This is a genomic window from Aeribacillus sp. SP014 (assembly GCF_054055575.1).
This window is the reverse complement of the sequence record NZ_JBSRXI010000001.1, coordinates 3,536,796-3,562,740: the sequence shown is the minus strand read 5'-3', so window position 1 is coordinate 3,562,740 and position 25,945 is coordinate 3,536,796. Positions and strand designations below refer to the sequence as shown.

The following is a 25,945-nucleotide window of genomic DNA, read 5'->3' as shown; positions in this document are numbered from 1 at the left end:
ATCACATCAAACCACTTAGTCAATGATTGGCTAAGTGGTTTTTTACGTCAAAAAATGTTATAGCTAGCAGCTCGAGAAATCATTGTACAAAGGAACTGACATTGTTCAATGATATTTGAAGCCTTTCAGTAAATATGTCTAATCATGAAAATAGCCGCGGCTAGAAAAACTTTAGCTAAACATTGCAAGCACCTTCAATGGTTTAAAATATCATTTATCAAGTACTCTGCATCGGCGCCCACCCCTCCGATAAGAGCGGAGCCTCTCCGATATTGCCAAGGCAATCCTAAGAAGTACAATCCTTTCACAGGAGTAACCCCTCGTTGGTGAACGGGCTTTCCTCTATGATCTAAAACATTAGGAATTTGTATCCAGCTGTAATCAAAATAAAATCCGGTTGCCCAAATGACATTTTGAACTTGAATTTGACTGTTATCTGCAAAAGAGATAACATCTCCTGAAACACTCTCTGTTTTAGGCTTCATTTTTATTTTGCCTTCTTGTAGTAAATGTTTCAGCTCTTTACCGAAAATAGGATCGCTTTGTTTACTGATCAACCTGCCTAACGGGCTGTTGATATGGACGTCTAATAAACCTATTTTTTGAAACCACCAGAAAATACTTTTCCCCATAATTTCAAGGGGGAGAAATCTCATTTTATGACCTACTGATAAATAAACTTCTCTGTCTTCGGACAATTCAACTGCAATTTGCGCTCCAGAATTTCCTGCACCGACTACTAAAACAGAGCCATCTTGCAATTGAGATGGATTCAAATAGCCGGATGTATGCACTTGATACACTTGATCGTATAAGCTTTCGGCAAATGGTGGAAGATAAGGCTTTTGAAAAGGCCCTGTTGCTATAACCACTTTATTTGCCATATATCTCCTATGGTTGGTTGTCACTTTAAAAATCTCATTTTCTTTTTGAAGAGAAATGACTTCTGTATTCAGATGAATAGGCAATTCGAATTTTTGAGCATAATCCTCTAAATAATCGGCTATTTCATCCTTAGTTGGATATCCGTTCGGGTCACCCTTTAAGACCATTCCTGGCAAGGAGCTAAACGATCGAGGGGTAAAAAGCACTAAAGAATCGTAACGATTTCTCCAAACATCTCCGATTCGATTTTCCTTGCCGACAATGGCAAATAATATATCGTGTTGCTTTAGATAATACCCCATCGCTAATCCTGCTTGGCCAGCACCGATTACAAGAACATCAACATTTTGTCCCATTTCAATCAACTCCGAAAAAAGCTAGACTTTCATTTTTCCATGATGGATTTGAGAGGTTTCAATTTGAATGGTTGTATGCAAAATCTTAAATTTTTCTTCAATCATGTGAATGGCAGCTTGTAACACCTTTTGACTGTCTTGATGATCTTCAATTAAAATATGGCAGCTTAGTGAGTCTAAACCTGATGTAATCGTCCAAATATGCAGGTCGTGAACATCCTTCACACCTTCAATATTTTTTAAGGCTTTCTTCACTTCATTTTGATCAATGGTAACGGGCGTTCCTTCCATCAAAATGTGTATGCTATGCTTCAAAACTCCCCAAGCGCCTTTTAATATTAATAAAGCAACTAAAATGGAAATAATAGGGTCTGCTATATACCAGCCAAAGAGCCACATGATGAATCCGGCTGCAATGGCTCCGACAGAGCCTAATGCATCGCCGATAACGTGAAGATAAGCGCTGCGAACATTGACATTATGTTTCACATCACCTTTTCTCATTAACACCCAGGCACTTAAAAGATTAGCAAAAAGACCAATAGACGCAATCAACATCATCGAGCCGCTTGCTACAGTCGGCGGATTGAAAAAACGCTGAACAGCTTCCCAAATGATAAATCCAGCGATAACAAATAAGGTAACTCCATTAAACAAAGCGGCTAAAATTTCAAAACGATAAAAGCCATACGTTTTATTTGGGGAGGCTGGTTTGGCCGCAAACCATATAGCAATTAGGCTAAGAGCAAGCGAACTGGCGTCACTAAGCATATGTCCAGAGTCAGAAAGAAGGGCCAGACTGTTTGTCATTAACCCCCCGAAAAACTCTAACAGCAAAATTCCAACAGTAATGAGCAATGCAATTATAAGTCCTTTTTTATTGTTTTCCCTGTTAAAGTCGTGATGGTCGTGAGAGTGGTGATGGCTGTTCATGGCCAAATGCCTCCTTACTGATGTTCAGAATGATCAATGGCTTGTTTTAATAATGAAAAAACGTGTTCGTCATTACAGGAGTAAATCAGTGTTTTTCCTTCACGGCGATACTTAATAAGTCTAAGATTTCGCAATATACTAAGCTGATGGGAAACTGCTGATTGAGACATTTCCAACACTTCGGCAATATGATTTACGCTGCACTCTTCTTGTGATAACAAATAAAGAATTTTAATTCGAGTAGGATCGGCTAACACCTTAAATATTTGCGATATATGTTCAATTGTTTCAGGTTTTAAGAAAGAATGATCTTCCGTCTTCATTCATAATTCCCTCGTTCTTTTATTATATATGAGCATATGTTCATATTTTATTATATTTTGCATTCTGTTTTTTGTCAAGTTTAGGAAATCTGTTTAACAGTACATAATGAGGAGGGAACCTTTCAGATTGGAAATACGGTCAACTAGTTCTGAGGCATTTTCAGTGGGCTTAAGAAATCTAAGAGCTCTTTAAAAGTGACATTAGCAATGAGATAAATGAAGCAGTTTTTAAAAGATGATTGCTTCAAAGTAGATTGCAGCTGGAGAGAATGTTCTAAATTGATCGTATAAAGACATTTCAGGGTACTTGCGAGCAATCATTGAGAAGTCGATTCAGTTATCTTTTTGAGAAGCTGCCAAGCATGGAAATTGAGCATTTCAATATGTTTATTTTAATCATTGACTAGCAGAAGATAACCTCTCGTTCTTGAACAGCCTTGCCTAAACGTTAACTTGGTTAATTCACGCTGTCGGCTAGCCTTCATACAGGAACAGGTGAAGCCGGGCATGAATAGCAGCTTCTGCCAGATCAAAAAATGTCGGAAAAGGGCATACTTTGTCCGGTTTAGCCGTAAAGGAATCCCTCTTATGGTAGACAGGTCTACATAAGAGGGATCATATAAAATGAAACCTGAAGGATCTTTGTGTCAGCAGATCTAGTTTTACAAGAACAAGCCGCCAATGGCGCCCGTTAAGACGATGATCCATGGAGCTATCTTCCAATAAGCGAGCATACTGAATAAAATTGCAGCAAAAGCAAAATCAATCGGACGATTAATGGAGCTTATCCAGATCGGATCATAAAAAGCGGCAATTAAAATTCCGACGACAGCAGCTTGTATGCCCATTAACGCACCATTAATCTTTGAATTGCTTCGAAGCTTTCCCCAAAACGGTAACGTACCAAAAATGAGCAGAATTGCCGGAAGAAAGATGGCGCAAGTTGCAACGAATCCCCCAGCCCATCCATTCATGACCGTCCCAATATAAGAAGCAAATGTAAACAAAGGACCAGGAACTGCCTGTGCTGCTCCGTAACCAGCCAAAAATTCTTTTTCTGTTAACATTCCTGTTGGAACAAATTCCTGTTCAAGCAGCGGGAGCACCACATGTCCTCCCCCAAATACGAGAGATCCAGAGCGGTAAAAGCTGTCGAACAAGCCGATCCAGTAAGAAGAAGTCCACACTTTTAATAAAGGAAGGAAAAGGAGAAGCCCGAAAAATAACAATAAACAGCTTGCGGCAAATCGTGTTGAAATCGGCACCTGCAACGAAGTCTGGGTGTCTTCTTCTACTTTTTTATATAATAAAAATCCAATAAAAGCCGCTAGCAACATGACGACAACTTGGGAAAAAGCATGTTGCCATAATAAAGTAACGACTAGCGCGCCTAATGCGATGGCTTTTCTCCATAGGTCAGGGGCAAGTTTTTGTGCCATTCCAATAACAGCATGGGCGACTACAACAGCAGCAACAATCTTTAAGCCGTGAATCCAGCCGGCATCAACAATATGTAACTCTTTAAGAATAAGAGCAAAGATCATCAGTGCGATTGCAGACGGAAACGTAAAGCCGATAAAGGCGCAAAGTCCGCCTAATATTCCTCCCCGCATGAGACCGATGCCGATCCCGGCTTGGCTGCTGGCAGGTCCGGGTAAAAAATGGCATAAAGCAACCAAATCTGCATAGCTCTTTTCATCCAACCATTTTCTTCTCCGAATATATTCTTCATGAAAATATCCTAAATGGGCGATTGGTCCCCCAAATGAGGTCAATCCAAGCTTTGTGGAAATGGCAAATATCTCGAACAGCGTTTTCCATTTTGATTCCTTCATGTTATCCCCCACCTTCATTATGTATTTCTTTAAAAAGCTCGTACGCTTTCGTCCGGGCTTCTTTCAGAACGGCTTTCCCTTTCTGTGTAGTTGTATAATATTTTCGTATTTTTCCTTCTACATTTTGTTCTGTTTTTTCTAACAGTCCGTCCTTTTCCATTGCGTGGAGAATCGGATAAAGAGTCCCTGCACTTATGTTGTAGCCATGACTTTTCAGTTCCTCAAGCATCCACAAGCCGAATATAGGATGTTCGCTTGCATGATGTAAAATATGAATATGTATAAAACCGAGAAAAAGCTTGCGCAACACTTTATCTTCCATTTTTACCCCCCCATTTTGAGAATCGATATCGAATTTCGATAACATTAATATTGTAAGGTTATTCATATGTACATGTCAAAATTATATTTACGAAAATATTTGACAATTGAATTGCCTTTTCATAAAATGGACATATAAAATATGAACACTTATTCATATAAACACATATACTGTATACTGCAATGTGTACTCTATTTCATTGGAGGATTAGAGAATGATTCAGTATCGGGTAAAGGGATTGTCTTGTGCAAATTGCGCAAAGAATCTGGAAGAAGAAATCCAAAAGCTTGAATATGGGGAAAATGCAAAATTAAATTTTCAATCTAGCAAACTGTATGTCAATGAAGAAATTAATATTGCTAAAGTCAAAAAAATTTTAGCATCGGATGGGGCCTATATTGAGGAAGAAAATAAACATGAAGATACACATTCTTATTTATTGTGGCTCGTTTTGCTCTCGGTTTTAGCTTTTATAGCTGCTGTTGTGTTCGAAAAAACATTATCACCATCCGCCTCTGTTACAATGTATATAATTGCTACGGTGATCAGCGGATATAAAACATTTTTGAAAGGGGCCAAAAACCTCGTTCGATTGAAATTTAACATTGACACCCTTATGACAATTGCTTTGATTGGGGCTTTTGGCATTGGAGAGTGGAAGGAAGGTGCTGTTGTTGCCATTTTATTTGGAGTGAACGAATATTTAGAGGGCTTGGGAATGGAAAAGGCCCGTCGTTCTATCGAATCGCTTTTAGAAGTTGCGCCGAATGAAGCTACGATTGTTATAAATGGCCAGGAAAAGAAAGTTTCCATTCATGACATCAAGGCAGGGGATATTGTTCTTGTCAAAGCCGGTGAAAAAATTCCATCGGATGGGATAGTGGTGGAAGGGAAAAGCTCAGTTAATGAAGCGGCCATTACTGGAGAATCTCTCCCTGTTGAAAAGGAAGCAAAAGATGAAGTGTTTGGCGGAAGCATTAATAATGAAGGAATTTTGAAAGTTCGGATAACAAAGCCTTATGAAGAATCGTCTCTAGCGAAAATTTTGCATTTAGTTGAAGAAGCGCAGGAAACAAAAACGCCGACTGAGCAATTCATTAATAAGTTTGCGAAATATTATACTCCTTTGATCATGCTTATCTCTCTTGTCGTTATTTTTATTCCGCCGCTTTTCTTAGGAGTTGATTGGAGAACATCTTTATATCAAGGATTGGCAGTGTTAATTGTAGGCTGTCCATGTGCATTAGTTTTATCCTCTCCCATTGCTATCGTTTCAGGAATCACGAGAAATGCACGCAAAGGCATTCTTGTAAAAGGCGGGGTTTATTTAGAGCAATTAGGGAAAATTGGAATAATAGCTTTTGATAAAACAGGAACACTGACAAAAGGGGAGCCTTATGTAGAGAAGTTTGTAGAATATGATCCTTCTTTTTGGAGCATCATCGGATCAATTGAAAAATCCTCTACTCATCCGATCGCTAAAGCCATTATGAAAAAAATAGATGAGTTAAACGTTTCCCTTTTGGAGGCTCGCTCCGTTGTTGCAACATCAGGTGAGGGAATAAAAGCGGAGATAGACGGGAAGGAATACCGTGTCGGCAATGAAAAAACGATTCAACATCTTTCGCTCAGCGAAAATGTAAAGGAAGACATAAAGGCCTTTAAACAGGAAGGACTAACAATCGTTTTGGTTTCAGATGACAAAAACGTTCTCGGTATGGTCGGTATAGCGGATGAAATTCGACAGGAAAGCAGCCAGGTGATCCGCATGCTTCACCGAACAGGTGTGAAGAGGACTGTCATGTTGACAGGAGACCACGAAAAAACTGCTGAAAAAGTGGCGAAAAAGGTTGGTTTAAGCGAATATTTTGCAAACCTTCTGCCGGAAGAAAAGGTGGAAAAGGTAAAAGAGCTGTCTCTCTCAGGAAAAACGGCAATGATCGGAGATGGTATCAATGATGCGCCTGCGCTCGCAGCTGCTGATTTAGGCATTGCAATGGGAAAAGGAACAGACAGCGCAATTGAAACGGCTGATATCGTTTTAATGCAAGATCATTTAGGGAAGCTGCCTGAAGCTATTTCAACCGCCAAAAAAGTGAACAGAATCATCAAGTTAAACATCGGGATTGCTCTAGGTTTAAAAGCCGCTGCACTGCTGCTGACGATTCCAGGCTGGCTTACGCTTTGGATAGCCATTCTGTCTGATATGGGGGCGACTGTTTTAGTGACCCTCATTAGTTTAACGATTTTATGGGAACGAAATAAAAAACTTCTAAATGAGGCTTTCAGCTAATGGCTGATCGCCTTTTTTTCTTGCATTTTTTAATATTTCTCTTCCATAAACATATGACATTTATTATAATCTTATTAATTTGACAACCTGCCGCTAATGAAAAATTGGACATAACATTTTGGACAAAATCATGGGAGGAATTGTGCATGCTTTTAGGTGCAATTGAAGCGGGCGGAACAAAATTTGTCTGTGGAATTGGAGATGAAAACGGAAATATCATCGAGCGGACTTCTTTTCCGACGACAACGCCTGATGAAGTGCTTGAACAAGTGGTCAAATTTTTTCGGGATAAAGATATTAAAGCGCTTGGAATTGGCTCATTCGGTCCGATTGATTTAGATCGCACAAGCGAAACATTCGGATACATAACATCTACTCCGAAGCTACAGTGGGCGAATATAAATCTTGTCGGAGCGATAAAAAAAGAATTCCCTATTCCAATTGGCTTTGATACCGACGTCAATGCAGCAGCGCTGGGGGAAATGAAATGGGGGGCTGCGAAAGGTCTGAATAGCTGCATTTATATGACGATCGGTACCGGGATCGGAGTCGGTGCCATCTCTGAAGGACATCTAGTACACGGGCTAATCCATCCGGAAATGGGGCATATGCTTGTTCGGCGCCATCCTGAAGATTCGTTTGCCGGCAATTGTCCGTATCACAAAGATTGTTTGGAAGGAATGGCATCCGGTCCAGCAATAGAAAAACGCTGGGGAAAAAAGGGGCAAGAATTAGAAAAAAATGAGAAAGTATGGGATTTGGAAGCGGTACTATATTGCACAAGGAATTGCCAACCTTATACTCGTTTTATCGCCTAAAAAAATAATAATTGGCGGCGGAGTCGCCAAACAAAAGCAATTGTTCCCCCTTATACATCAAAATGTTCAAGCTTTATTAAACGGTTATGTTCGCCATGAAGTGGTGCTAGAAAAGATTGCAGATTATATTGTTCCGCCCGGATTAGGGGATAATGCGGGACTTTGCGGAGCAATCGGTTTAGCATATGAGGCGTTTTTGGAGAATAATCAAAAATAAAGCTCAAGAACATTTATCGGCAAATAATCGTTACAGATAACCCAAGCCATAAAATAAAATCAGGCATACAAAAATGTGTACAAGAAAAGGAAGCTTTCAAGAATGCAGTTAAGAACCAAAAAGAATTAGATAAAGCTAAAACTAATGCTAAAGAGAATTGATCCAAGATATTGCTCGGTGACCTAACAGCTCTTTATGTTACAGCTGAGATGATTAAGTTTAGGTGGCTGGAATTATTCATTTTTTGATAAGTGGAGTTCAGGAGTATTGCAATGTATATCCTGAAACAAAACGAATATTGAAAAATATTTTTTAATCTTTAAATAATTATTAAACATCTCTACATTTAGAGGGAGAATCAATTAAATTATATATCTTAAAAAAGACAAATTAGACTCAGGGATTTAGAAATTTATTTATTATTTAAAAACAGTATGTCTATGGGATATCTTATTATCGGGGATTAAGAAGACCTTTATGAATACATGAATGAAGAGGATATTCAACAATTTCAAAATGTAATAAAAATCTATGTATTGTCAGATGAACAGTTAAATGAAGAAGATGCAGATATTTTTAGAGAGTTTGCAATGGATTTAGTTGATGGTAAAGATTTTTGTGCATTAATACTGGATTTTCATGTAAATGGAGAATTGTTTGAAAATCTACCACTAGATCTTAAGGTGGAAGATTATCAAAAAATATTACATGCAGTAAATTCTGAATACGATATTTCATATGTAAATTTAGATCATTTGTTTTATCTATCTCAAGATTAAGAAAGAGTATCCAATAGTGAAAAAAGGCGACTATTGGATGCTTTTTTATATGCTTAGGGGGTGACCGTAAGAAAAAAGTAAATATAGTATAAAAGTTGCTTTCATAAAGGCGAATTTTTTAGCCTATGAGCTTCATTATTGCATTTAAATATAATCATAAAGCTATTTCTATTCGTTTATTTTGACTTCATCGATTTCAACTATTTCCCCTGTATCCTAGTTTTTCTGACCGCTATACATCGCATTATTTTTTATTCTTTGCATTGGCTTATTTTTCCCTTCTCTTTTGTGGTTTTGCTTGAAAGCTTTTTGAGGGCTTCAATATAATAAATGTATAACCGTTGACGAAAAGAGGTTTTTTTATGATCAAGCTTGTGTTTGCCGCATTCGCCCCTTTTTTGCTTGTCTTATTTTTCACAAGAGTTACATATAGTCATGTCGTTGGGACATTGTTGACAGCTGGTTTATTAATTGCCTCTTATTTTGCAGGTCATATGGATACTATTTATATCGCCATTTTGGATGTAGCCAGCTTAGCAGCTGGTTTTATCGCTGCCAGAAGCATGAAAAAGGATAAGAAAACATCTACTTAAACCTGTTCAACACGATTGACAGGTTTTTATTGTCTATGAAAATCAAACGTCAGTTCGTATTTTTGGTGATTCAGCCTGATTATATGTTAAAATAAAATATAAGTTTCTGAATTGGAGGATGTTCCATGGATCGGTTTGAATTAGTTTCAAATTACCAGCCTCAAGGAGATCAGCCGAAAGCTATCAAAGAGCTGGTGGAGGGAATCAGGCAAGGAAAAAAACATCAGACATTGTTAGGTGCAACTGGAACTGGCAAAACGTTTACGATATCCAATGTGATTAAAGAAGTGAACAAACCGACGCTGGTCATTGCCCATAATAAAACGCTAGCCGGACAGCTGTATAGCGAGTTTAAAGAATTTTTCCCGAACAATGCAGTTGAATATTTTGTCAGCTATTATGACTATTATCAGCCGGAAGCGTATGTTCCGCAAACAGATACGTATATTGAAAAAGATGCGAGCATTAATGATGAAATTGATAAATTAAGACATTCGGCCACCTCTGCATTGTTTGAACGGAAAGATGTTATTATTATCGCAAGCGTTTCTTGCATATATGGTTTAGGTTCGCCAGAAGAATATCGTGAGCTGGTCGTAAGTCTTCGTACAGGAATGGAAATCGAGCGCAATGACTTGCTGCGCCGTTTAGTGGATGTGCAGTATGAAAGAAATGATGTAGATTTTCGCAGGGGAACTTTTCGCGTGCGCGGGGATGTAGTGGAAATTTTCCCTGCTTCGCGCGATGAACATTGTATCCGCGTGGAATTTTTCGGAGATGAAATCGACCGTATCCGTGAAGTTGATGCGCTGACAGGCGAAATTATTGGAGAGCGGGAGCATGTAGCGATTTTCCCGGCATCACACTTTGTGACAAGAGAAGAAAAAATGAAAATTGCCATTGCTAATATTGAAAAGGAGCTTGAGGAACGGCTGCATGAACTGCGGGAGAATGGAAAGCTTTTGGAAGCGCAACGGCTCGAGCAACGGACAAGATATGATTTAGAAATGATGCGGGAGATGGGCTTTTGCTCCGGGATTGAAAACTACTCCCGTCATCTTACATTAAGACCGCCCGGTTCGACTCCTTATACGCTTTTAGATTATTTTGGAGATGATTTTTTGATCGTCATTGACGAGTCGCATGTGACGATTCCGCAAATCCGCGGGATGTACAACGGCGACCAGGCGAGAAAACAAGTGCTTGTCGATCATGGATTCCGTTTGCCTTCAGCACTTGACAACCGTCCGTTAAAATTTGAGGAATTTGAAAAGCATATGAAACATGTCATTTATGTTTCTGCCACCCCTGGGCCGTATGAGCTGGAGCATACGCCGGTTGTTGTTGAACAGATTATCCGTCCGACTGGACTTTTAGATCCAACCATTGACGTCCGACCTGTTGAAGGGCAAATAGACGATTTAATCGGCGAAATTCAAAAGCGGGTTAAACGGAATGAGCGGGTGCTTGTGACCACATTAACGAAAAAAATGGCGGAAGATTTAACGGATTATTTGCGGGAAATCGGGATTAAGGTGACATATCTCCATTCCGAAATTAAAACGCTCGAGCGCATTGAAATTATCCGCGACCTGCGCCTTGGCAAACATGAAGTGTTGGTCGGGATCAATTTGCTCAGGGAAGGGCTTGATATTCCGGAGGTCTCTCTCGTTGCAATTTTAGATGCAGATAAAGAAGGATTTCTCCGTTCGGAACGTTCTCTTATTCAAACAATCGGACGGGCGGCTCGGAACGCAAACGGGCATGTCATTATGTATGCTGATACAATCACAAAATCGATGGAAATCGCCATAAACGAAACAAAACGGCGTCGTGCGATTCAAGAGGAATATAACCGTCAACATGGCATTACGCCAAAAACGATTCAAAAAGATATTCGCGATGTAATTAGGGCGACATATGCAGCGGAAGATGAAGCAGAATATAAAACGGAAAAGGCTGTGAAGCTGAACAAAATGTCGAAAAAAGATCGAGAACAACTGATAGCCCGTATGGAAAAAGAAATGAAAGAAGCTGCAAAAGCATTAGATTTCGAAAGAGCTGCTGAATTGCGCGATCTAATTTTGGAGCTGAAAGCGGAAGGATGATTGGATATGGCAATGGATAAAATTGTTGTAAAAGGTGCACGCGCTCATAATTTAAAAAACATTGATGTCACGATTCCAAGAGACAAGCTTGTCGTTGTAACAGGTTTATCGGGATCGGGTAAATCTTCTTTAGCATTTGATACAATTTATGCAGAGGGACAGCGGCGATATGTGGAGTCTTTATCTGCCTATGCCCGCCAATTTTTAGGACAAATGGATAAACCTGATGTCGATGCGATCGAAGGCTTATCGCCGGCCATTTCGATTGATCAAAAAACGACAAGCAGAAATCCGCGTTCAACGGTCGGAACGGTGACAGAAATTTATGACTACCTACGGCTTCTTTTTGCCCGTGTCGGGCGGCCGACATGTCCGGTGCATGGGATAGAAATTTCTTCGCAAACAATCGAACAGATGGTTGACCGGATTATGGAATATCCGGAACGGACAAGACTGCAGGTTCTTGCGCCTGTTGTGTCTGGAAAAAAAGGAATGCATGTGAAAACATTGGAGGAAATAAAAAAGCAAGGGTTTGTCCGCGTGCGGATTGACGGAGAAATGATGGAGCTTACCGATGATATTTCTCTTGAAAAAAATAAAAAACATTCCATCGATGTCGTTGTGGATCGGCTGATCGTGAAAGAGGGGATTATAAGCCGGTTGACCGATTCAATTGAAACAGCTTTAAAATTAGGTGATGGAAAAGTCATAATTGACATCATCGATGGCGAAGAGCTGCTTTTCAGTGAACATCATGCCTGCCCGATTTGCGGTTTTTCGATTGGAGAGCTTGAACCGCGGATGTTTTCCTTTAACAGCCCGTACGGAGCTTGTCATGCTTGTGACGGCTTAGGTTCAAAACTAGAGGTGGATTTGGATCTCGTTATTCCAAATAAAAACTTGACATTAAAGGAACACGCAATTGCACCGTGGGAGCCGACAAGCTCTCAATATTATCCGCAGCTTCTTCAAGCGGTTTGCAACCATTACGGTATTGATATGGACATTCCAGTTAAAGATATACCGAAACATCTGCTCGATAAAATTTTATTTGGAAGCGGCGGGGAAAAAATTTATTTTCGCTATGAGAACGATTTCGGGCAAATCCGGGAAGGCTATGTAGAATTTGAAGGTGTGGTCCGCAATATAGAACGGCGCTATAAAGAAACGACATCTGATTTCATACGTGAACAAATGGAAAAATATATGACGAATCAGCCGTGTCCGACATGCAAAGGGCATCGACTGAAAAAGGAAAGTCTGGCTGTTCTTATTAACGGACGCCATATCGGACAAGTCACTCAATTATCTATTCGTGAAGCCTATCAGTTTTTTGACCAATTGGCATTGACAGAAAAAGAAATGAAAATTGCCAATTTGATTTTAAGAGAAATAAAAGAACGGCTGAATTTTTTAATTGAGGTAGGTCTTGATTATTTAACATTAAGCAGATCAGCTGGTACGCTCTCTGGTGGAGAAGCGCAAAGAATCCGTCTTGCCACGCAAATCGGATCAAGACTGACAGGAGTACTTTATATATTGGACGAGCCGTCTATCGGTTTGCATCAACGGGACAATGACAGGCTGATCCGTGCTCTTCAAAATATGCGGGATATCGGCAATACGTTGATTGTAGTTGAACATGATGAAGATACGATGCTTGCAGCTGATTATTTGATCGATATTGGGCCGGGAGCTGGCGTGCACGGCGGTCAAGTTGTAGCTGCGGGTACACCAAAAGAAGTGATGAATGATGACCGTTCGCTTACAGGACAATATTTGTCAGGGAAAAAGTTCATTCCATTGCCGGTCGAAAGAAGAAAACCGGATGGTCGGTATATTGAAATAAAAGGAGCAAGCGAGAACAATTTAAAAAATGTAAATGTCAAATTTCCTTTAGGTGTATTTTTGGCAGTAACAGGTGTATCTGGTTCGGGGAAAAGTACGTTAGTCAATGAAATATTGCAAAAAGGCTTGGCGCAAAAGCTGAATAACAGTAAAACAAAACCTGGTGCCTATAAAGAAATGAAAGGGATTGAACATCTCGATAAGGTCATCAGCATTGACCAATCTCCGATTGGAAGAACGCCGCGTTCAAATCCAGCTACGTATACCGGCGTATTTGACGATATTCGTGATGTGTTTGCAGCAACGAATGAAGCGAAAGTAAGAGGCTATAAAAAAGGACGCTTCAGTTTTAATGTGAAGGGCGGCCGCTGTGAAGCATGCCGAGGCGATGGAATCATTAAAATTGAAATGCATTTTCTTCCAGATGTATATGTTCCGTGTGAAGTATGCCACGGAAAAAGATATAACCGGGAAACTCTTGAAGTCACATATAAAGGAAAAAATATTGCGGATATTTTAGAAATGACTGTGGAAGACGCACTTCAGTTCTTTGAAAATATTCCAAAAATCAAACGGAAGCTGCAAACCATTTACGATGTAGGACTTGGTTATATGAAACTTGGTCAGCCGGCTACGACAATGTCCGGTGGGGAAGCACAACGGATAAAGCTTGCTTCAGAGCTGCATCGCAGATCTACTGGAAGATCGCTGTATATTTTAGATGAACCGACAACAGGGCTGCATGTTGACGATATTGCTAGACTCTTGAAGGTTTTGCATCGGCTTGTTGAAAACGGAGATACAGTTCTTGTAATTGAGCATAACTTAGATGTGATTAAATCAGCTGACTATATCATCGACCTTGGACCAGAAGGCGGGGACGGCGGAGGAACAATCATTGCAACGGGTACCCCTGAAGAAGTGGCAGAAGCGAAACAGTCTTATACAGGAAAATATTTAAAACCGATTTTGGATCGGGATCGGGAGAGAATGAAAAATTTCATTTTGAAAAAAGAGGCAGCGGCAAACAGTTAAATAGGCTGTTGCCAGTCTCTTTTAAATGACGAAGAATGTTCCTGAAACGGATGGTTTTACTCCATCGGTTTTCAGGAGATGAGTTGTAGATTTTTACTAGCCCTTTCAGCGAAAAATCGAGGAAATACTGATTTTCTTTGATATATGAACATTTCGCATAAAACAGAGCTTGAGCCCTTTGTGTGACAAAGGGCTCTTTTTTTATAAACTGATGTTTCTCCTATCATTCATTCAAATTCATCATTTTGAAGACTCGATGAATCGGATTCTCCGGCGTCTTAGTTATTGTGCTCACGATGTCTACAATTACCGAATGTATTGAATATTTTTGATGCATTGCTAATTCATAAAAAAGCTGACCCAAAAAAAAATATTTGACGGCCTTGGATCAGCTTTTTTAAAATCAGTCCCTGTGAAAAGAAGGCATTATATAAATTATTTATTTTCCATTTCTTGAATGGCTGTTTGAGCCAATTTAGAAATCGTCATATCATCCATTGGCGGATTGTGAAGCCCTGCTCTCACATCACGATAATACCGCTGCAGCGGATTTGACAGTTGAAGGCTTTTTGCTCCAACTAGTCTCATCGCCTTATCGACAATGTTGATGGCTGAGTTCGTCACAATATGCTTCGCAACACTAAGCTCGTTTGTAATGTATGGACGGCGTGCTTCATCATCATAAATTTCCGCTACGCTATACAAGAAATGTCTAGCTTTCATTAATTTTAAGTCAATCTGACCGATTAAATTTTGTACATTTGGCAATTGGCTAATGGTTCCATTTATACTATTTGGAGAATATTCTGTCGCAAATTTCACTGCATAATCACGCGCCGCCTGTGCAATACCTAAATAACAAGCGGGAATATGCAGAATCCAACCATTTATTGTATTTCCTCTCGGTCCATGGTTTAGCTCTACAAAATTTTCTTCTGCTACTTCAACGTTATCTAACACAAGATCGTGACTTTCTGTTCCTCTCATGGCGATAACGTCCCAATTTTTTTCAATTGATAATCCCTTTGCTTCTCGTTCAATTAAGAAAAATCCAATTCCTTCCTTTTCTTCAACCCATGCAGATACAAGAAAATGTGTCAGCACAGGTGACATAGTAGTATATGTCTTTCTGCCCGAAATAATCCACTTGCCATCTCTTTTCACTGCTTCCGTTTCAGGGCGCCCGCCGCGGGTTGGACTGCCTGTTTTTGCTTCACTAACTGCTCTGTTCACCAAAGCGCCGTTTAAAATTTCTTTTGCAAAAGAGGCAAGCTTTTCTTCCCTCCAAAGTTTTTTCTCATACAACTCCCCAACGACGCCCAGATGCCAACCGATGGCTAGGCCTGTAGCACCATCAAAGCTAGCAATGGTTTCTTGGAATAGAACTAGATCTGTTACACCAATGCCGCCGCCTCCATATTCTTTTGGCAGCGAGAGCTTCGTATACCCCATATTGACAAGCGCTTGGATATTTTCTTTTGGAAACTTTGTCTTTTCATCGCTTTCCCTAGAATGACTTTTAAACGACTCTTCATGCTTTAACAGCTTTTCGATCCACAATCTTTGCGCATCCGTTTTCACAAATAATTTTTTTGACACGTTCCACACTTCCTTAAGCAAACTCTGTTCAGATTAATATTTTAATAGGTTCAATGAACTATTAAATTTACGAACATTTTCCATTATAACAATTTAATTCATACTTTACAACTAGGAATAGTTGTGTTATAGTTTAGATTATTCAATTAACCCAATGTTTTGATATTTTTGATAATAAAGAGAGGTGATTCGTATAATCGAATTAAAGGACATTCAAAAAAGCTTTAAAAAAATTCAATTCTTAAAGGAATTGATGTAAAAGTAACCAAAGGGGATGTCCTAGTTATTATCGATTCAAGCGGATCTGGGAGAATCACCCTTCTTCGATGTATGAATGATTTAGAAAGACCTGACGGAGGTACTATTACTATTGATGTGTTTTCCGTGGAAGGAAAACATGCGTCAAAAAAAGTCATTTTAACGCTAAGACGAAAGACCGCAATGGTTTTTCAGCATAATAATTTATTTAAAAAATAAGACGGTGCTGGAAAACGTAATGGAAAGTCTTATCGTTGCAAAGAAAATGAAAGCTGCCAAAGCGCGTAAAATTGGCATTGATTTACTTAAAAAAGTTGGCCTGGAAGAGAAAATGAATGACTATCTTGGCCAGCTGTCCGGCGGTCAACAGCAGCGTGTTGGTATAGCGCGAGCACTTGCTTTAAACCCTTCCGTCATTTTATTTGATGAACCTACTTCCGCGCTCGATCCTGAGATGGTTGGAGAGGTTTTGTCGATTATTAAAAAAATTGCTGATGAAGGCAAAACAATGGTGATTGTAACTCATGACATTCACTTTGCAAGAGAAGTAGCGAATCGTGCTGTGTTCATGGCAGACGGCGCCATTATTGAACAGGGACCGCCTGAAGAAATATTAGTTCATCCAAAGCATGAGCGAACAAAACAATTTTAAAAAAGGCTTCTAATAGAGCCTGAATATACTATTTTAAAATTTACATGGGGGGAAAATTACTGCATGAATCGTAAACGTATTTGGACAAAATTCTTTTTATTCATTTTATCTATTTTCGTCATCGCTGGTTGTTCGAACAGTGAAAGTAAAGAAACTGATGACGGCAAAAAAGTGATTAAAGTGGCATTAAGTGATGAAGTAAATCCACCATTTTTATATACGGATGATCAAAATAAACCTATCGGTTATGATATGGATTATTTAGCGGAAATTGAAAAGAAATTGCCAGAATACAAGTTTGAGTATACGTTTGGAGAAGAAGAATCGAATTTAATCGGGGTTGACACAGGAAAATTCGATTTTGCGATTAACTGGTTTTTCAAAAATCCGGAAAGAGAACAGAAATTCCTTTATCCAGAACATGAGTATGGATACTCTTTAACTGTATTAGTGACGAAATCAGATCGAAATGATATTAAATCGTTAGATGATATGGTGGATAAAAAACTCGCTCCAATGGCGCCAAGCGGTGGACTTCGTGCTATTTTAAACGGGTACAACGAAAAGAATCCAGATAATCCGATCGAGATTGAAAGTATGGAAAATCCGTCAGCAGCAGATAACTTAAAACGTGTTGCTGAAGGAAAAGCAGATGCTGTTTTTTTGAACAAAACTACATTTGATGCTCTTCAAAAAGAGCTGAAATTGGATTTGAAAATAGGTGGTATCGTTTCGAAAGAGCCGGTTTATATTGTTTATAACAAAAAACATAAAGAACTAGCTGAGAAAATTGACAAAGCAACTGCTGAATTAATTGAAGACGGTACGCTTCCGAAACTTGCTGAGAAATGGTTTGGTGTAGACTTTTTCAAAGACCTTGACTATATTAAAAAAGAAGGATTCCAATACGAGAAATAATCAAAAACCGTATTGAATGATTATTTAATCATTCAATACGGTATATTTAAATTCGTATATATTTCTTAATGAAGGTGGTGAGCAAAATTAACACGAGTTTACAAGATTGGGCAGATTTATTTTTGAAAGTGTTAGATAAGCTCCCTCTAACATTGTTCATGCTGGTCACATCTTTATTTTTCGCTTTAATTTTAGGTGTTATTATCGCGATTATTCGAATCCAAAAACCGCCTATCCTTTATGGAATTGCAACATTTTACTTGTCATTCACACGTTGTACTCCGTTATTAGTTCAGCTGTTTCTTGTCTATTTCGGACTGCCTCAATTATTGCTAGTTTTTAATATTGATATTAATAGTTGGAACAGACTTGTTTTTGTTATTATTACATTCTCATTTCATACAGCAGCTTATTTATCAGAAGTTATCCGTTCAGCTTACTTAGCTGTCGGCACGGAGCAATTAGAAGCAGCATACAGCGTTGGCATGACGTATACACAAGCTCTAAGGAGAATTATTTTGCCTCAAGCTTTTGTCATTTCATTGCCTAATTTAGGCAATAATATTATTGAATTGTTAAAAGATACATCACTTGCCTTTTCGATCGGTATTATTGATATTATGGGGCAAGTTCGAATTATCTTAGGGAATAATCATGGTATGGGAATGTTTGAGATTTATGTCGTGATCTCTCTTGTATATTGGGGTACTTGTATCCTCATTGAAGGTATTATCGGCTATGCCGAAAAAGTGTTTAAAAAAGGTCGAGTTAGTTTATCTAAGTAATTTTTTGCTAAGGATCGTGATAACTCGTGGCAACAACTATTGATTTTAAATTTGCTTTAGAGCAAGTGCCTGAAGTGTTAAAAGGTGTGCCAGTGACATTGACGATTGCCATTGTTGCAATGGTGCTTGGACTTGTATTCGGGCTGCTTATTGCTCTTTGCAGAATATATAAAGTTCCTGTACTAAATCAATTGTCCATCGTTTATATTTCTTTTATTCGGGGAACACCGTTAGTTGTCCAATTGTACGTCTTTTTCTACGGTGTTCCGGTATTGTTTGATTTTCTTAATCGTCATTTCGGATTGAATTTAAATGCGGATGAAGTTCCGACGATGCTTTATGCATTAATTGCTTATACAATCAATACAGCTGCTTATGAGGCAGAAATATTCCGCGCATCGATCAATGCAGTAAACGCTGGACAAATGGAAGCTGCGTACTCAGTCGGCATGACAACTGCACAAGGATTATATCGAATCGTCCTGCCTCAAGCGTTCGTTGTGGCTTTTCCGAATTTAGGCAATACGTTTATTGGACTGATCAAAGCAACATCTTTAGCTTTTGCTGTAAAAGTCGTAGAAATTTTAGCCATTACAAGAATTATAGCAAATAATGGATATAAATTTTTAGAAATGTATTTAGTTGCATCGATCATCTACTGGATTATTTGTTGGGTATGTGAAGTCATATTTGCCAAACTCGAAAAGAAAATGAGCCGTTATGAAAAACGGATGGATCTAAAAACAACTGCATAATCGGATGGAATTTTCCTAATTTACGGAAATATTAAAAAAACCCCAAATGACATTGAACCAATTGAAAAAAAGAAGCCCCACATGTGTAAACATTGCACGTTGTGGGGTCTTTTTACAAAAAAATTAGGTCGAGATAATTAATTGTTTTAAATTTATCCCTTGATCGCTTCATGGCTTTTCGGACTAGTTGCTGCACGATTTAAATTTTCGGTTGTCCTTCAGTTTCTTTTATAGATGAAGATACGATTTGGTCAAATTTTTCCTATATAAAGTATGAATTGTGCTGCGAACAAAGTGTGGACTAATATGATACAGCAGTGCGCGTTTCGTGATAATTGCTTGGTGGACAAATGAAAAATTCGCAGCTTTTGTACAAAAGCTGCGTTCATTGCAAATGCCAGTTTCCAACTAATTGCACACAATTTGTGCTAATGAATAAATGAAAACATATTTCTCTAGCAAAAAATTAAATTTATTTAGCATGAAAAAATGCCCTGACATCGTTCGAGAAAGGAGAACGGCCTTTTTCTTACATTGTGTCATAACGTATGCAGGGCTGTCCATAAGTCAGTTTTCTGCTTATGTAACAACCCCTTTCAGAAAAAATTATATAAACGATCATGAAACATCCATTCCAATTCAAGAAAAATTCATTTTACAAAATAACGAAAAAATGGTATAATTTTCTCCGTGAGTTTAATTTTATTGTACATTTATGTTAGGAGAGGAAAGGACAATTCCTCTTCTAACAATTTCTTCTTCTAATAAAACGATAAACTCTTCACTAGCCTCGATTTGAATGGCTTCATAATAGGCTTTCATTAACAGGTAATCAGATAAAAGATACAATGAGTTCATTTGAACTGCTGCCCCTCCTTTCTGTTAAAATAAACAAACGTTTACGTCAGGACAGAAAGACGAGTCGTCTAGGGCGAGCAAAATATGAAAATTCAGAAAATATAAAGCCTATCAACTCCTTTCCCATTTGTGTAAAGAATGTTACCAAAATAGTGAAAAAATGTCAATCTGTTTCATACTTTCACATAGAAAGTGTTATAATAATTTGTAAATAGAAAGTGAAAAGGACGAATTTCGATGTTTATTAGATGGTTGACAAGCATTTTATTAAATGCACTGATTTTGATTGTTGTAGCTGGGTTCTTTGATTCGTTTTATTTAAGCGGAGTTGGAGCGGCTATTGTAGCCAGTATGATTTTGTCAGTGTTAAATGTTTTTGTGAAGCCGTTTCTAATATTATTGACATTGCCGATTACGGTTTTTACTCTCGGAACATTTTTATTTGTCATCAATGCAGTTACGTTGATGATTGCCCAGGCAATAATGGGAGATGCCTTTAATATTGATGGCTTTGGAACTGCCCTCCTCGCCTCCATCTTCATTTCGTTTTTGAATCTGCTCATTCAATTGGTGTTTATGAACCGTTTTAAAGACTAATGAAAAAGATTTTTTCATTCATATCTCCTATCGTTTCGGGAATGATACGAATAGGTGATATAAATGAAAAAAATCTTTCCTCTTATTATTTTTGTTTTCATGATTTTATCTCCCGCATTTCCTAGCTTTGAGCTTGCAGCTTCGCCAAATGATTCAAACGTCTACACGATCGTATGGCTTTCAGACACTCAATACTATTCGGAAAAATACCCTCATATTTTTCGTAATCAAATGGACTGGATTGTGCAAAATCGCGATAATTGGAATATAAAATATGTTGTTCATACCGGTGATATTGTCAACCGTGCGGAAAAGAAACAGCAGTGGGTTCAAGCAGACCGCATGTTCCGAAAACTGGAACAGGTGTCTATTCCTTATGGAGTGCTTGCGGGCAATCACGATTTAGTAAACGGAAAATCATATAAAATGTTTCATCAATATTTTGGTAAAGATCGTTTTTTCACGAAGCCTTATTATGGTGGGGGATATCGGAATAATCGAGGGCATTATGATTTAATTACGCTCGGACATCAACATTTTCTTTTTTTGTATATCGGCTGGCATGTTGACAAAGACAGCATCAGCTGGATGAACGAAGTCTTAAAACGTCATTCAGACCGAACAGCAATCATAGCTGTCCATAAATATTTGCATAAAAATGGAAAACGAACGCTGGTTGGAAATCGTATATTTCGCAATATCGTCAAAAAGAATCCGAATGTAAAAATCGTTTTGAGCGGCCATTATGATGACAGTGAGTTATTAAAAACAAAAATTGATGATGATCATGATGGGACTCCTGATCGGATTGTTTATGAATTATTGGCGGACTATCAGGGGGCTCCTGAAGGAGGAGAAGGCTTTTTACGCTTGCTCCATTATTTTCCGAGTCGCTCCAAATTTTATGTCCGTGCATATTCACCTTATTCCAACAAGCATTTTTTTTTCTCTCCTAAAAAAGAAGAGTTTTGGATTGAATAGCCTTTATCTTTCGCTCCGATGCCCTTGTCTCTGCTTTTAAGCAATGAATGTCCTTGATGAAAGATGTTTGTTGCCAAAAAGAAAAGTGCTACAATAAAAAGATGAAAAAAGTTTTTTAAGTCTAAGGAGGAAAGACTTCGTGTCGAAAGTACGTACAAAAGATATTATCGAAAAATTCCAACTTGAATTGATCAGCGGAGAAGAGGGAATCAGCCGGCCCATTATTACAAGTGATCTTTCCAGACCTGGTCTTGAAATGGCTGGTTATTTTACATATTATCCAAAAGAGCGTATACAGCTGCTGGGAAGAACGGAGCTTACGTTTTTTGCAAAATTGACGCCTGAAGAAAAGAAAAGCCGGATGGAGCAGCTATGTACAGATGTAACACCGGCAATCATTGTGTCAAGAGAGATGGAGGCTCCGCCGGAATTAATTGAGGCATCTGAAAAATCAAATGTTCCAGTGCTGCGCTCACCATTGAAAACGACCCGCTTGTCAAGCCGCTTAACCAATTTTTTGGAAAGCAAGCTTGCTCCAACGACAGCTGTACATGGAGTGCTTGTTGATATTTACGGGGTGGGTGTTTTAATTACAGGAAAAAGCGGGGTAGGCAAAAGTGAAACTGCTCTTGAACTGGTGAAAAGAGGGCATCGCTTAATTGCAGATGATTGTGTTGAAATTCGTCAGGAGGATCGGGATACATTAGTCGGCAGTGCGCCGGAATTGATCCGCCATCTTTTAGAGATCCGCGGTCTTGGAATCATTGATGTGATGACATTGTTTGGTGCAGGAGCCGTCCGCAGTCATAAGCGAATTTCCCTTGTCATCGATTTGGAATTATGGGATCCGAACAAACAATACGACCGTTTAGGACTCGATGAAGAGAAAATGAAAATTTTGGATGCAGAACTGACAAAATTAACAATTCCTGTACGTCCTGGAAGAAACTTGGCTGTTATTATTGAAGTTGCGGCAATGAATTTCCGGTTAAAAAGAATGGGATTCAATGCGGCGGAACAATTTACAAATAAATTGGCGGATGTTATCGAAGATGGAGATCACGAAGATTTTTAATTGATGAAATAGGAGAGATGAGAGAATGAAAGAGGCAATTCAGCCCATTGATCCAATCGCATTTCAGCTAGGACCATTACAAGTTCATTGGTACGGGATCATTATAGGAATCGGCGCATTGCTCGGCCTATATTTGGCGATGCGTGAAGGGGAGAGAAGAGGTCTTCATAAAGATATATTTATCGATCTTGCATTGTTTGCTATTCCTATTGCGATTATATGTGCCAGAACTTATTATGTCATTTTTCAATGGGAATATTATTCTGAAAATCTTTCGGAAATCCCTAAAATTTGGCATGGTGGCCTTGCCATTCACGGCGGGTTAATCGGTGCTGTGGCAACCGGGATTGTGTATGCAAAAGTAAAAAAACTATCTTTCTGGCAACTGGCTGATATAGCTGCGCCGAGTATTATTTTAGGGCAGGCGATCGGCAGATGGGGGAATTTTATTAACCAGGAAGCTCATGGAGGACCTGTTTCAAGAGAATTTTTGGAAAATCTCCACTTGCCTGAATTTATCATTAATCAAATGTATATAAATGGACAATATTATCACCCGACTTTTTTATATGAATCCATTTGGAATCTCGCTGGGTTCGTCATCTTAATTTTGCTAAGAAGGTTTAATTTGCGGCGTGGAGAGCTGTTTTTATCATATGTTATTTGGTATTCGATCGGGCGATTTTTTATCGAGGGCATGAGAACTGATAGTTTGATGCTGACGGAAACGGTAAAAATGGCACAGGTCATTTCGATTTTACTTATTCTTAGTGCAATTGCTCTTATAATTTACCGGAGACTAAAAAAGTAGAAAGATATTTAGATGAATATTGATAAATTGCTGGAATGAAGGTGAAACTTTGAAACAAACATTGAAAAAAGGATTACAAACAGGATTGGAAACAACGTGGACTCTCGGTAAAGTCATTTTCCCTGTAACGTTGATTGTTTCATTTTTACAACATACTCCTTTGATTGATTGGATGGTTCATTTTATAACGCCGGTCATGAAGGTAATCGGGTTAAATGGAGATGCTGCAATCCCCCTTGTGATTGGGAATTTTCTTAACTTGTATGCGGCGATTGGAGCCATTTTGTCCATTGATTTTACGGTAAAAGAAGTCTTTATTTTGGCAGTCATGCTGTCATTTTCCCACAACTTATTAATCGAAACGACTGTAGCAAGCAAAGTCGGTGTGAAACTGTGGATCATCTTGTCCGTCCGGCTCGGACTGGCATTTTTTTCGGCTTTTATCATCAATCTTTTTTGGGACGGCGGTGGAGAAAAAGCTCAATACGGATTTATATCTCAACAAGATGCCGTGCCTTCAGACTGGGGAATGATCTTACTTGAAGGGCTTGAAAAAGCGGCAATGGGAGTCATTCAGCTTGCGGCCATCGTCATCCCGCTAATGATTGCCATTCAATTTATGAAAGATTTAGGCTGGGTCGACGCTTTCTCAAAAAAGATGGAGCCGGTAACTGAAATGCTGGGAATGAAGAGGAACACTTCAACAACGCTTGCGGCAGGATTAATTTTCGGGCTTGCCTACGGGGCTGGCGTGATGCTGCAAGCAGTAAAAGAAGATGGAGTGGAGCATCGCGATTTAACGTTGGCGTTTATATTCCTCGTTGCCTGCCATGCTGTGATAGAAGACACATTGATTTTTGTTCCGATCGTCGGTTCAGTTTGGCCGCTTTTACTCATCCGGCTGTTCGCAGCCATTCTTTTAACGATGATTATCGGTTTTGTCTGGAAAAAACAAGCACATATCGGGAAAAGGGGAACGGTTTATGAACATTGACACCGTATTGTTTGACTTGGACGGCACGTTAATAAACACAAATGAATTAATTATTGAATCGTTTTTACATACGCTGAACTATTATTATCCGGGCAAATATCAACGGGAAGATATACTTCCTTTCATCGGGCCTCCGCTTATTGACACATTTCAACGTATTAACCCTGAAAAAGCGGAGGAAATGGTCCGAAGATATCGGGAGTTTAATCATGCCCAGCATGATCTGCTTGTGAAGGAATATGATCATGTGCACGAAACGGTTCGAGCTTTAAAAGAAAAGGGATTGAAACTGGGCATTGTGACAACGAAAATTCGCGACACTGTTATGATGGGGCTGAAATTAACGGAAATGGATTCATTTTTTGACGCAATTATCACACTGGATGATGTACAGCATGCGAAGCCTCATCCTGAGCCTGTCTTGTCCGCTCTTAAATTGCTCGGTTCCGAGCCGTCTAATGCATTAATGGTGGGAGATAACCTTCATGATATAGAGGCGGGAAAAAATGCAGGAACATTAACGGCAGGTGTTGCTTGGAGCATAAAAGGGAGAGAGTATATAGAATCGTTAAAGCCAGATTTTGTGCTGGACAAAATGAGTGATTTATTGAACATTGTGATGGAGTGAAGGTTGTGAGAAGGACGGATAAATTTCCTGTTGAAGGCGCAAACTCCCTTTGGCAGGTGTACAAGACGGTTTCTTTTTGGAAAGTTGTCAAAAATGTCATCGTGATTCTTATCGCGCGCTACACTCCATTTATGCCTATCAAAAACTGGCTTTACCGCACATTTCTTGGCATGAAAATCGGACAGCAAACATCGTTTGCATTTATGGTTATGGTGGATATTTTGTTCCCGGAAAAAATTAAAGTTGGGCGCAATTCTATTATCGGATACAACACGACGATTTTAGCACATGAATATTTAATCGATGAATATCGCATCGGCGAAGTGGAAATTGGAGATGAAGTCATGATCGGAGCAAACACGACTATTTTGCCTGGTGTGAAAATTGGAAATCGAGCTATCGTTTCTGCCGGCACTGTAGTTCATAAAGATGTTCCGGAAGGCTCTTTTGCAGGAGGAAATCCAATGCAAATCATCTACACAAAAGAAGAAATGGAAAAAAGAAAGCGGTAAGCGTCATCAATTTTTGTCGCTTGCCGCTTTTTGATTAAGCAGGATTGAGCGAAAGTGAAATAAAGGCGCTCTGTGAAAGAAGTTTACATCAAAAACTTATTGATTATAAATCTTTATTTTGGTAGTATGGTAACATATTAGCGGATTAAAGTGAATGCGCCATGGAGGTGTCAGTGA

At 39.0% G+C, this 25,945-nt stretch carries 22 protein-coding genes and 2 pseudogenes; 17 read left to right on the top strand and 7 right to left on the bottom strand.

The genetic code is table 11. From position 1 onward, the window contains the following. Positions 1–194 precede the first annotated feature (194 nt). The 5 genes from ACVIJU_RS17530 to ACVIJU_RS17510 form a co-directional block, all read right to left on the bottom strand. Positions 195–1,241 (bottom strand): flavin-containing monooxygenase, encoded by a 1,047-nt coding sequence (locus ACVIJU_RS17530; RefSeq protein ID WP_456687814.1) that lies wholly within the window; start codon positions 1,239–1,241, stop codon positions 195–197. A 21-nt stretch (positions 1,242–1,262) separates the two neighbouring features. Next, positions 1,263–2,174: a cation diffusion facilitator family transporter gene (locus tag ACVIJU_RS17525; protein ID WP_456687813.1), complete on the bottom strand. Its 912-nt coding sequence runs from the start codon at positions 2,172–2,174 to the stop codon at positions 1,263–1,265. Positions 2,175–2,188: 14 nt separating this feature from the next. Further along, the gene (locus ACVIJU_RS17520; protein WP_063389190.1) at positions 2,189–2,497 is read right to left on the bottom strand and encodes an ArsR/SmtB family transcription factor; all 309 of its coding nucleotides are present in this window, start codon (positions 2,495–2,497) and stop codon (positions 2,189–2,191) included. Between the two features lie 662 nt (positions 2,498–3,159). Next, on the bottom strand, positions 3,160–4,332 hold the full coding sequence (gene chrA, locus ACVIJU_RS17515) for a chromate efflux transporter (RefSeq protein WP_456687812.1): 1,173 nt from the start codon (positions 4,330–4,332) through the stop codon (positions 3,160–3,162). A 1-nt stretch (position 4,333) separates the two neighbouring features. Next, a complete protein-coding gene (locus tag ACVIJU_RS17510; RefSeq protein ID WP_063389188.1) occupies positions 4,334–4,654 on the bottom strand; it encodes a PadR family transcriptional regulator in 321 nt (106 codons plus the stop codon). Positions 4,655–4,868: 214 nt separating this feature from the next. On the opposite strand from ACVIJU_RS17510, the gene ACVIJU_RS17505 reads away from it, so the two are divergent. The 6 genes and pseudogenes from ACVIJU_RS17505 to uvrA all read left to right on the top strand — a co-directional run bounded on the left by ACVIJU_RS17505 (position 4,869) and on the right by uvrA (position 14,345). After that, positions 4,869–6,947, top strand: a complete 2,079-nt coding sequence (locus ACVIJU_RS17505) for a heavy metal translocating P-type ATPase (protein WP_456687811.1) — start codon at positions 4,869–4,871, stop codon at positions 6,945–6,947. Between the two features lie 146 nt (positions 6,948–7,093). Further along, positions 7,094–7,982, top strand: a pseudogene (locus ACVIJU_RS17500) (ROK family protein). A 485-nt stretch (positions 7,983–8,467) separates the two neighbouring features. After that, a complete protein-coding gene (locus ACVIJU_RS17495; protein ID WP_144597336.1) occupies positions 8,468–8,761 on the top strand; it encodes a hypothetical protein in 294 nt (97 codons plus the stop codon). A 362-nt stretch (positions 8,762–9,123) separates the two neighbouring features. Continuing rightward, positions 9,124–9,354: a CsbA family protein gene (locus ACVIJU_RS17490; protein ID WP_063389185.1), complete on the top strand. Its 231-nt coding sequence runs from the start codon at positions 9,124–9,126 to the stop codon at positions 9,352–9,354. Between the two features lie 125 nt (positions 9,355–9,479). Beyond that, on the top strand, positions 9,480–11,462 hold the full coding sequence (gene uvrB, locus ACVIJU_RS17485) for an excinuclease ABC subunit UvrB (protein ID WP_063389184.1): 1,983 nt from the start codon (positions 9,480–9,482) through the stop codon (positions 11,460–11,462). A 6-nt stretch (positions 11,463–11,468) separates the two neighbouring features. Beyond that, complete coding sequence (gene uvrA / locus ACVIJU_RS17480) at positions 11,469–14,345, top strand: excinuclease ABC subunit UvrA (RefSeq protein WP_063389183.1); 2,877 nt, start codon at positions 11,469–11,471, stop codon at positions 14,343–14,345. 435 nt (positions 14,346–14,780) lie between these two features. Here uvrA and ACVIJU_RS17475 read toward each other — a convergent pair whose 3' ends face one another. Continuing rightward, positions 14,781–15,944 (bottom strand): acyl-CoA dehydrogenase family protein, encoded by a 1,164-nt coding sequence (locus ACVIJU_RS17475; RefSeq protein ID WP_456687810.1) that lies wholly within the window; start codon positions 15,942–15,944, stop codon positions 14,781–14,783. 193 nt (positions 15,945–16,137) lie between these two features. Between ACVIJU_RS17475 and ACVIJU_RS17470 the strand changes: the two are divergent. From ACVIJU_RS17470 to ACVIJU_RS17455, 4 genes and pseudogenes are all read left to right on the top strand, one after another. After that, positions 16,138–16,854: pseudogene (locus ACVIJU_RS17470) on the top strand (amino acid ABC transporter ATP-binding protein). 63 nt (positions 16,855–16,917) lie between these two features. Further along, entirely contained in the window at positions 16,918–17,772 is an 855-nt protein-coding gene (locus ACVIJU_RS17465; protein ID WP_063389181.1) for an amino acid ABC transporter substrate-binding protein, read from the top strand. An 86-nt stretch (positions 17,773–17,858) separates the two neighbouring features. Continuing rightward, positions 17,859–18,557, top strand: a complete 699-nt coding sequence (locus tag ACVIJU_RS17460) for an amino acid ABC transporter permease (RefSeq protein ID WP_235600504.1) — start codon at positions 17,859–17,861, stop codon at positions 18,555–18,557. A gap of 26 nt (positions 18,558–18,583) precedes the next feature. Next, positions 18,584–19,312 (top strand): amino acid ABC transporter permease, encoded by a 729-nt coding sequence (locus tag ACVIJU_RS17455; RefSeq protein WP_429653088.1) that lies wholly within the window; start codon positions 18,584–18,586, stop codon positions 19,310–19,312. 702 nt (positions 19,313–20,014) lie between these two features. Here ACVIJU_RS17455 and sda read toward each other — a convergent pair. Continuing rightward, positions 20,015–20,170, bottom strand: coding sequence for a sporulation histidine kinase inhibitor Sda (gene sda / locus ACVIJU_RS17450; RefSeq protein ID WP_094245206.1), 156 nt, complete (start codon positions 20,168–20,170; stop codon positions 20,015–20,017). Between the two features lie 237 nt (positions 20,171–20,407). Between sda and ACVIJU_RS17445 the strand changes: the two genes are divergently transcribed. The 7 genes from ACVIJU_RS17445 (at position 20,408) to ACVIJU_RS17415 (ending at position 25,768) form a co-directional block, all read left to right on the top strand. Then, positions 20,408–20,767 carry a phage holin family protein gene (locus ACVIJU_RS17445; protein ID WP_063389178.1) on the top strand — a complete coding sequence of 120 codons (360 nt, stop codon included), beginning with the start codon at positions 20,408–20,410 and terminating at the stop codon, positions 20,765–20,767. 63 nt (positions 20,768–20,830) lie between these two features. Beyond that, positions 20,831–21,748 carry a metallophosphoesterase gene (locus ACVIJU_RS17440; protein ID WP_063389177.1) on the top strand — a complete coding sequence of 306 codons (918 nt, stop codon included), beginning with the start codon at positions 20,831–20,833 and terminating at the stop codon, positions 21,746–21,748. Positions 21,749–21,887: 139 nt separating this feature from the next. Then, complete coding sequence (gene hprK / locus ACVIJU_RS17435; RefSeq protein WP_063389176.1) at positions 21,888–22,823, top strand: HPr(Ser) kinase/phosphatase; 936 nt, start codon at positions 21,888–21,890, stop codon at positions 22,821–22,823. Between the two features lie 25 nt (positions 22,824–22,848). Next, positions 22,849–23,634, top strand: coding sequence for a prolipoprotein diacylglyceryl transferase (lgt, locus tag ACVIJU_RS17430; protein WP_456687809.1), 786 nt, complete (start codon positions 22,849–22,851; stop codon positions 23,632–23,634). Between the two features lie 49 nt (positions 23,635–23,683). Then, on the top strand, positions 23,684–24,628 hold the full coding sequence (locus ACVIJU_RS17425) for a nucleoside recognition domain-containing protein (RefSeq protein WP_094246438.1): 945 nt from the start codon (positions 23,684–23,686) through the stop codon (positions 24,626–24,628). Beyond that, positions 24,618–25,256 carry a pyrophosphatase PpaX gene (ppaX, locus tag ACVIJU_RS17420; protein WP_063389174.1) on the top strand — a complete coding sequence of 213 codons (639 nt, stop codon included), beginning with the start codon at positions 24,618–24,620 and terminating at the stop codon, positions 25,254–25,256. The genes ACVIJU_RS17425 and ppaX overlap by 11 nt, the downstream gene beginning before the upstream one ends. A gap of 5 nt (positions 25,257–25,261) precedes the next feature. Next, positions 25,262–25,768: an acyltransferase gene (locus ACVIJU_RS17415; protein ID WP_063389173.1), complete on the top strand. Its 507-nt coding sequence runs from the start codon at positions 25,262–25,264 to the stop codon at positions 25,766–25,768. Positions 25,769–25,945: the final 177 nt, after the last annotated feature.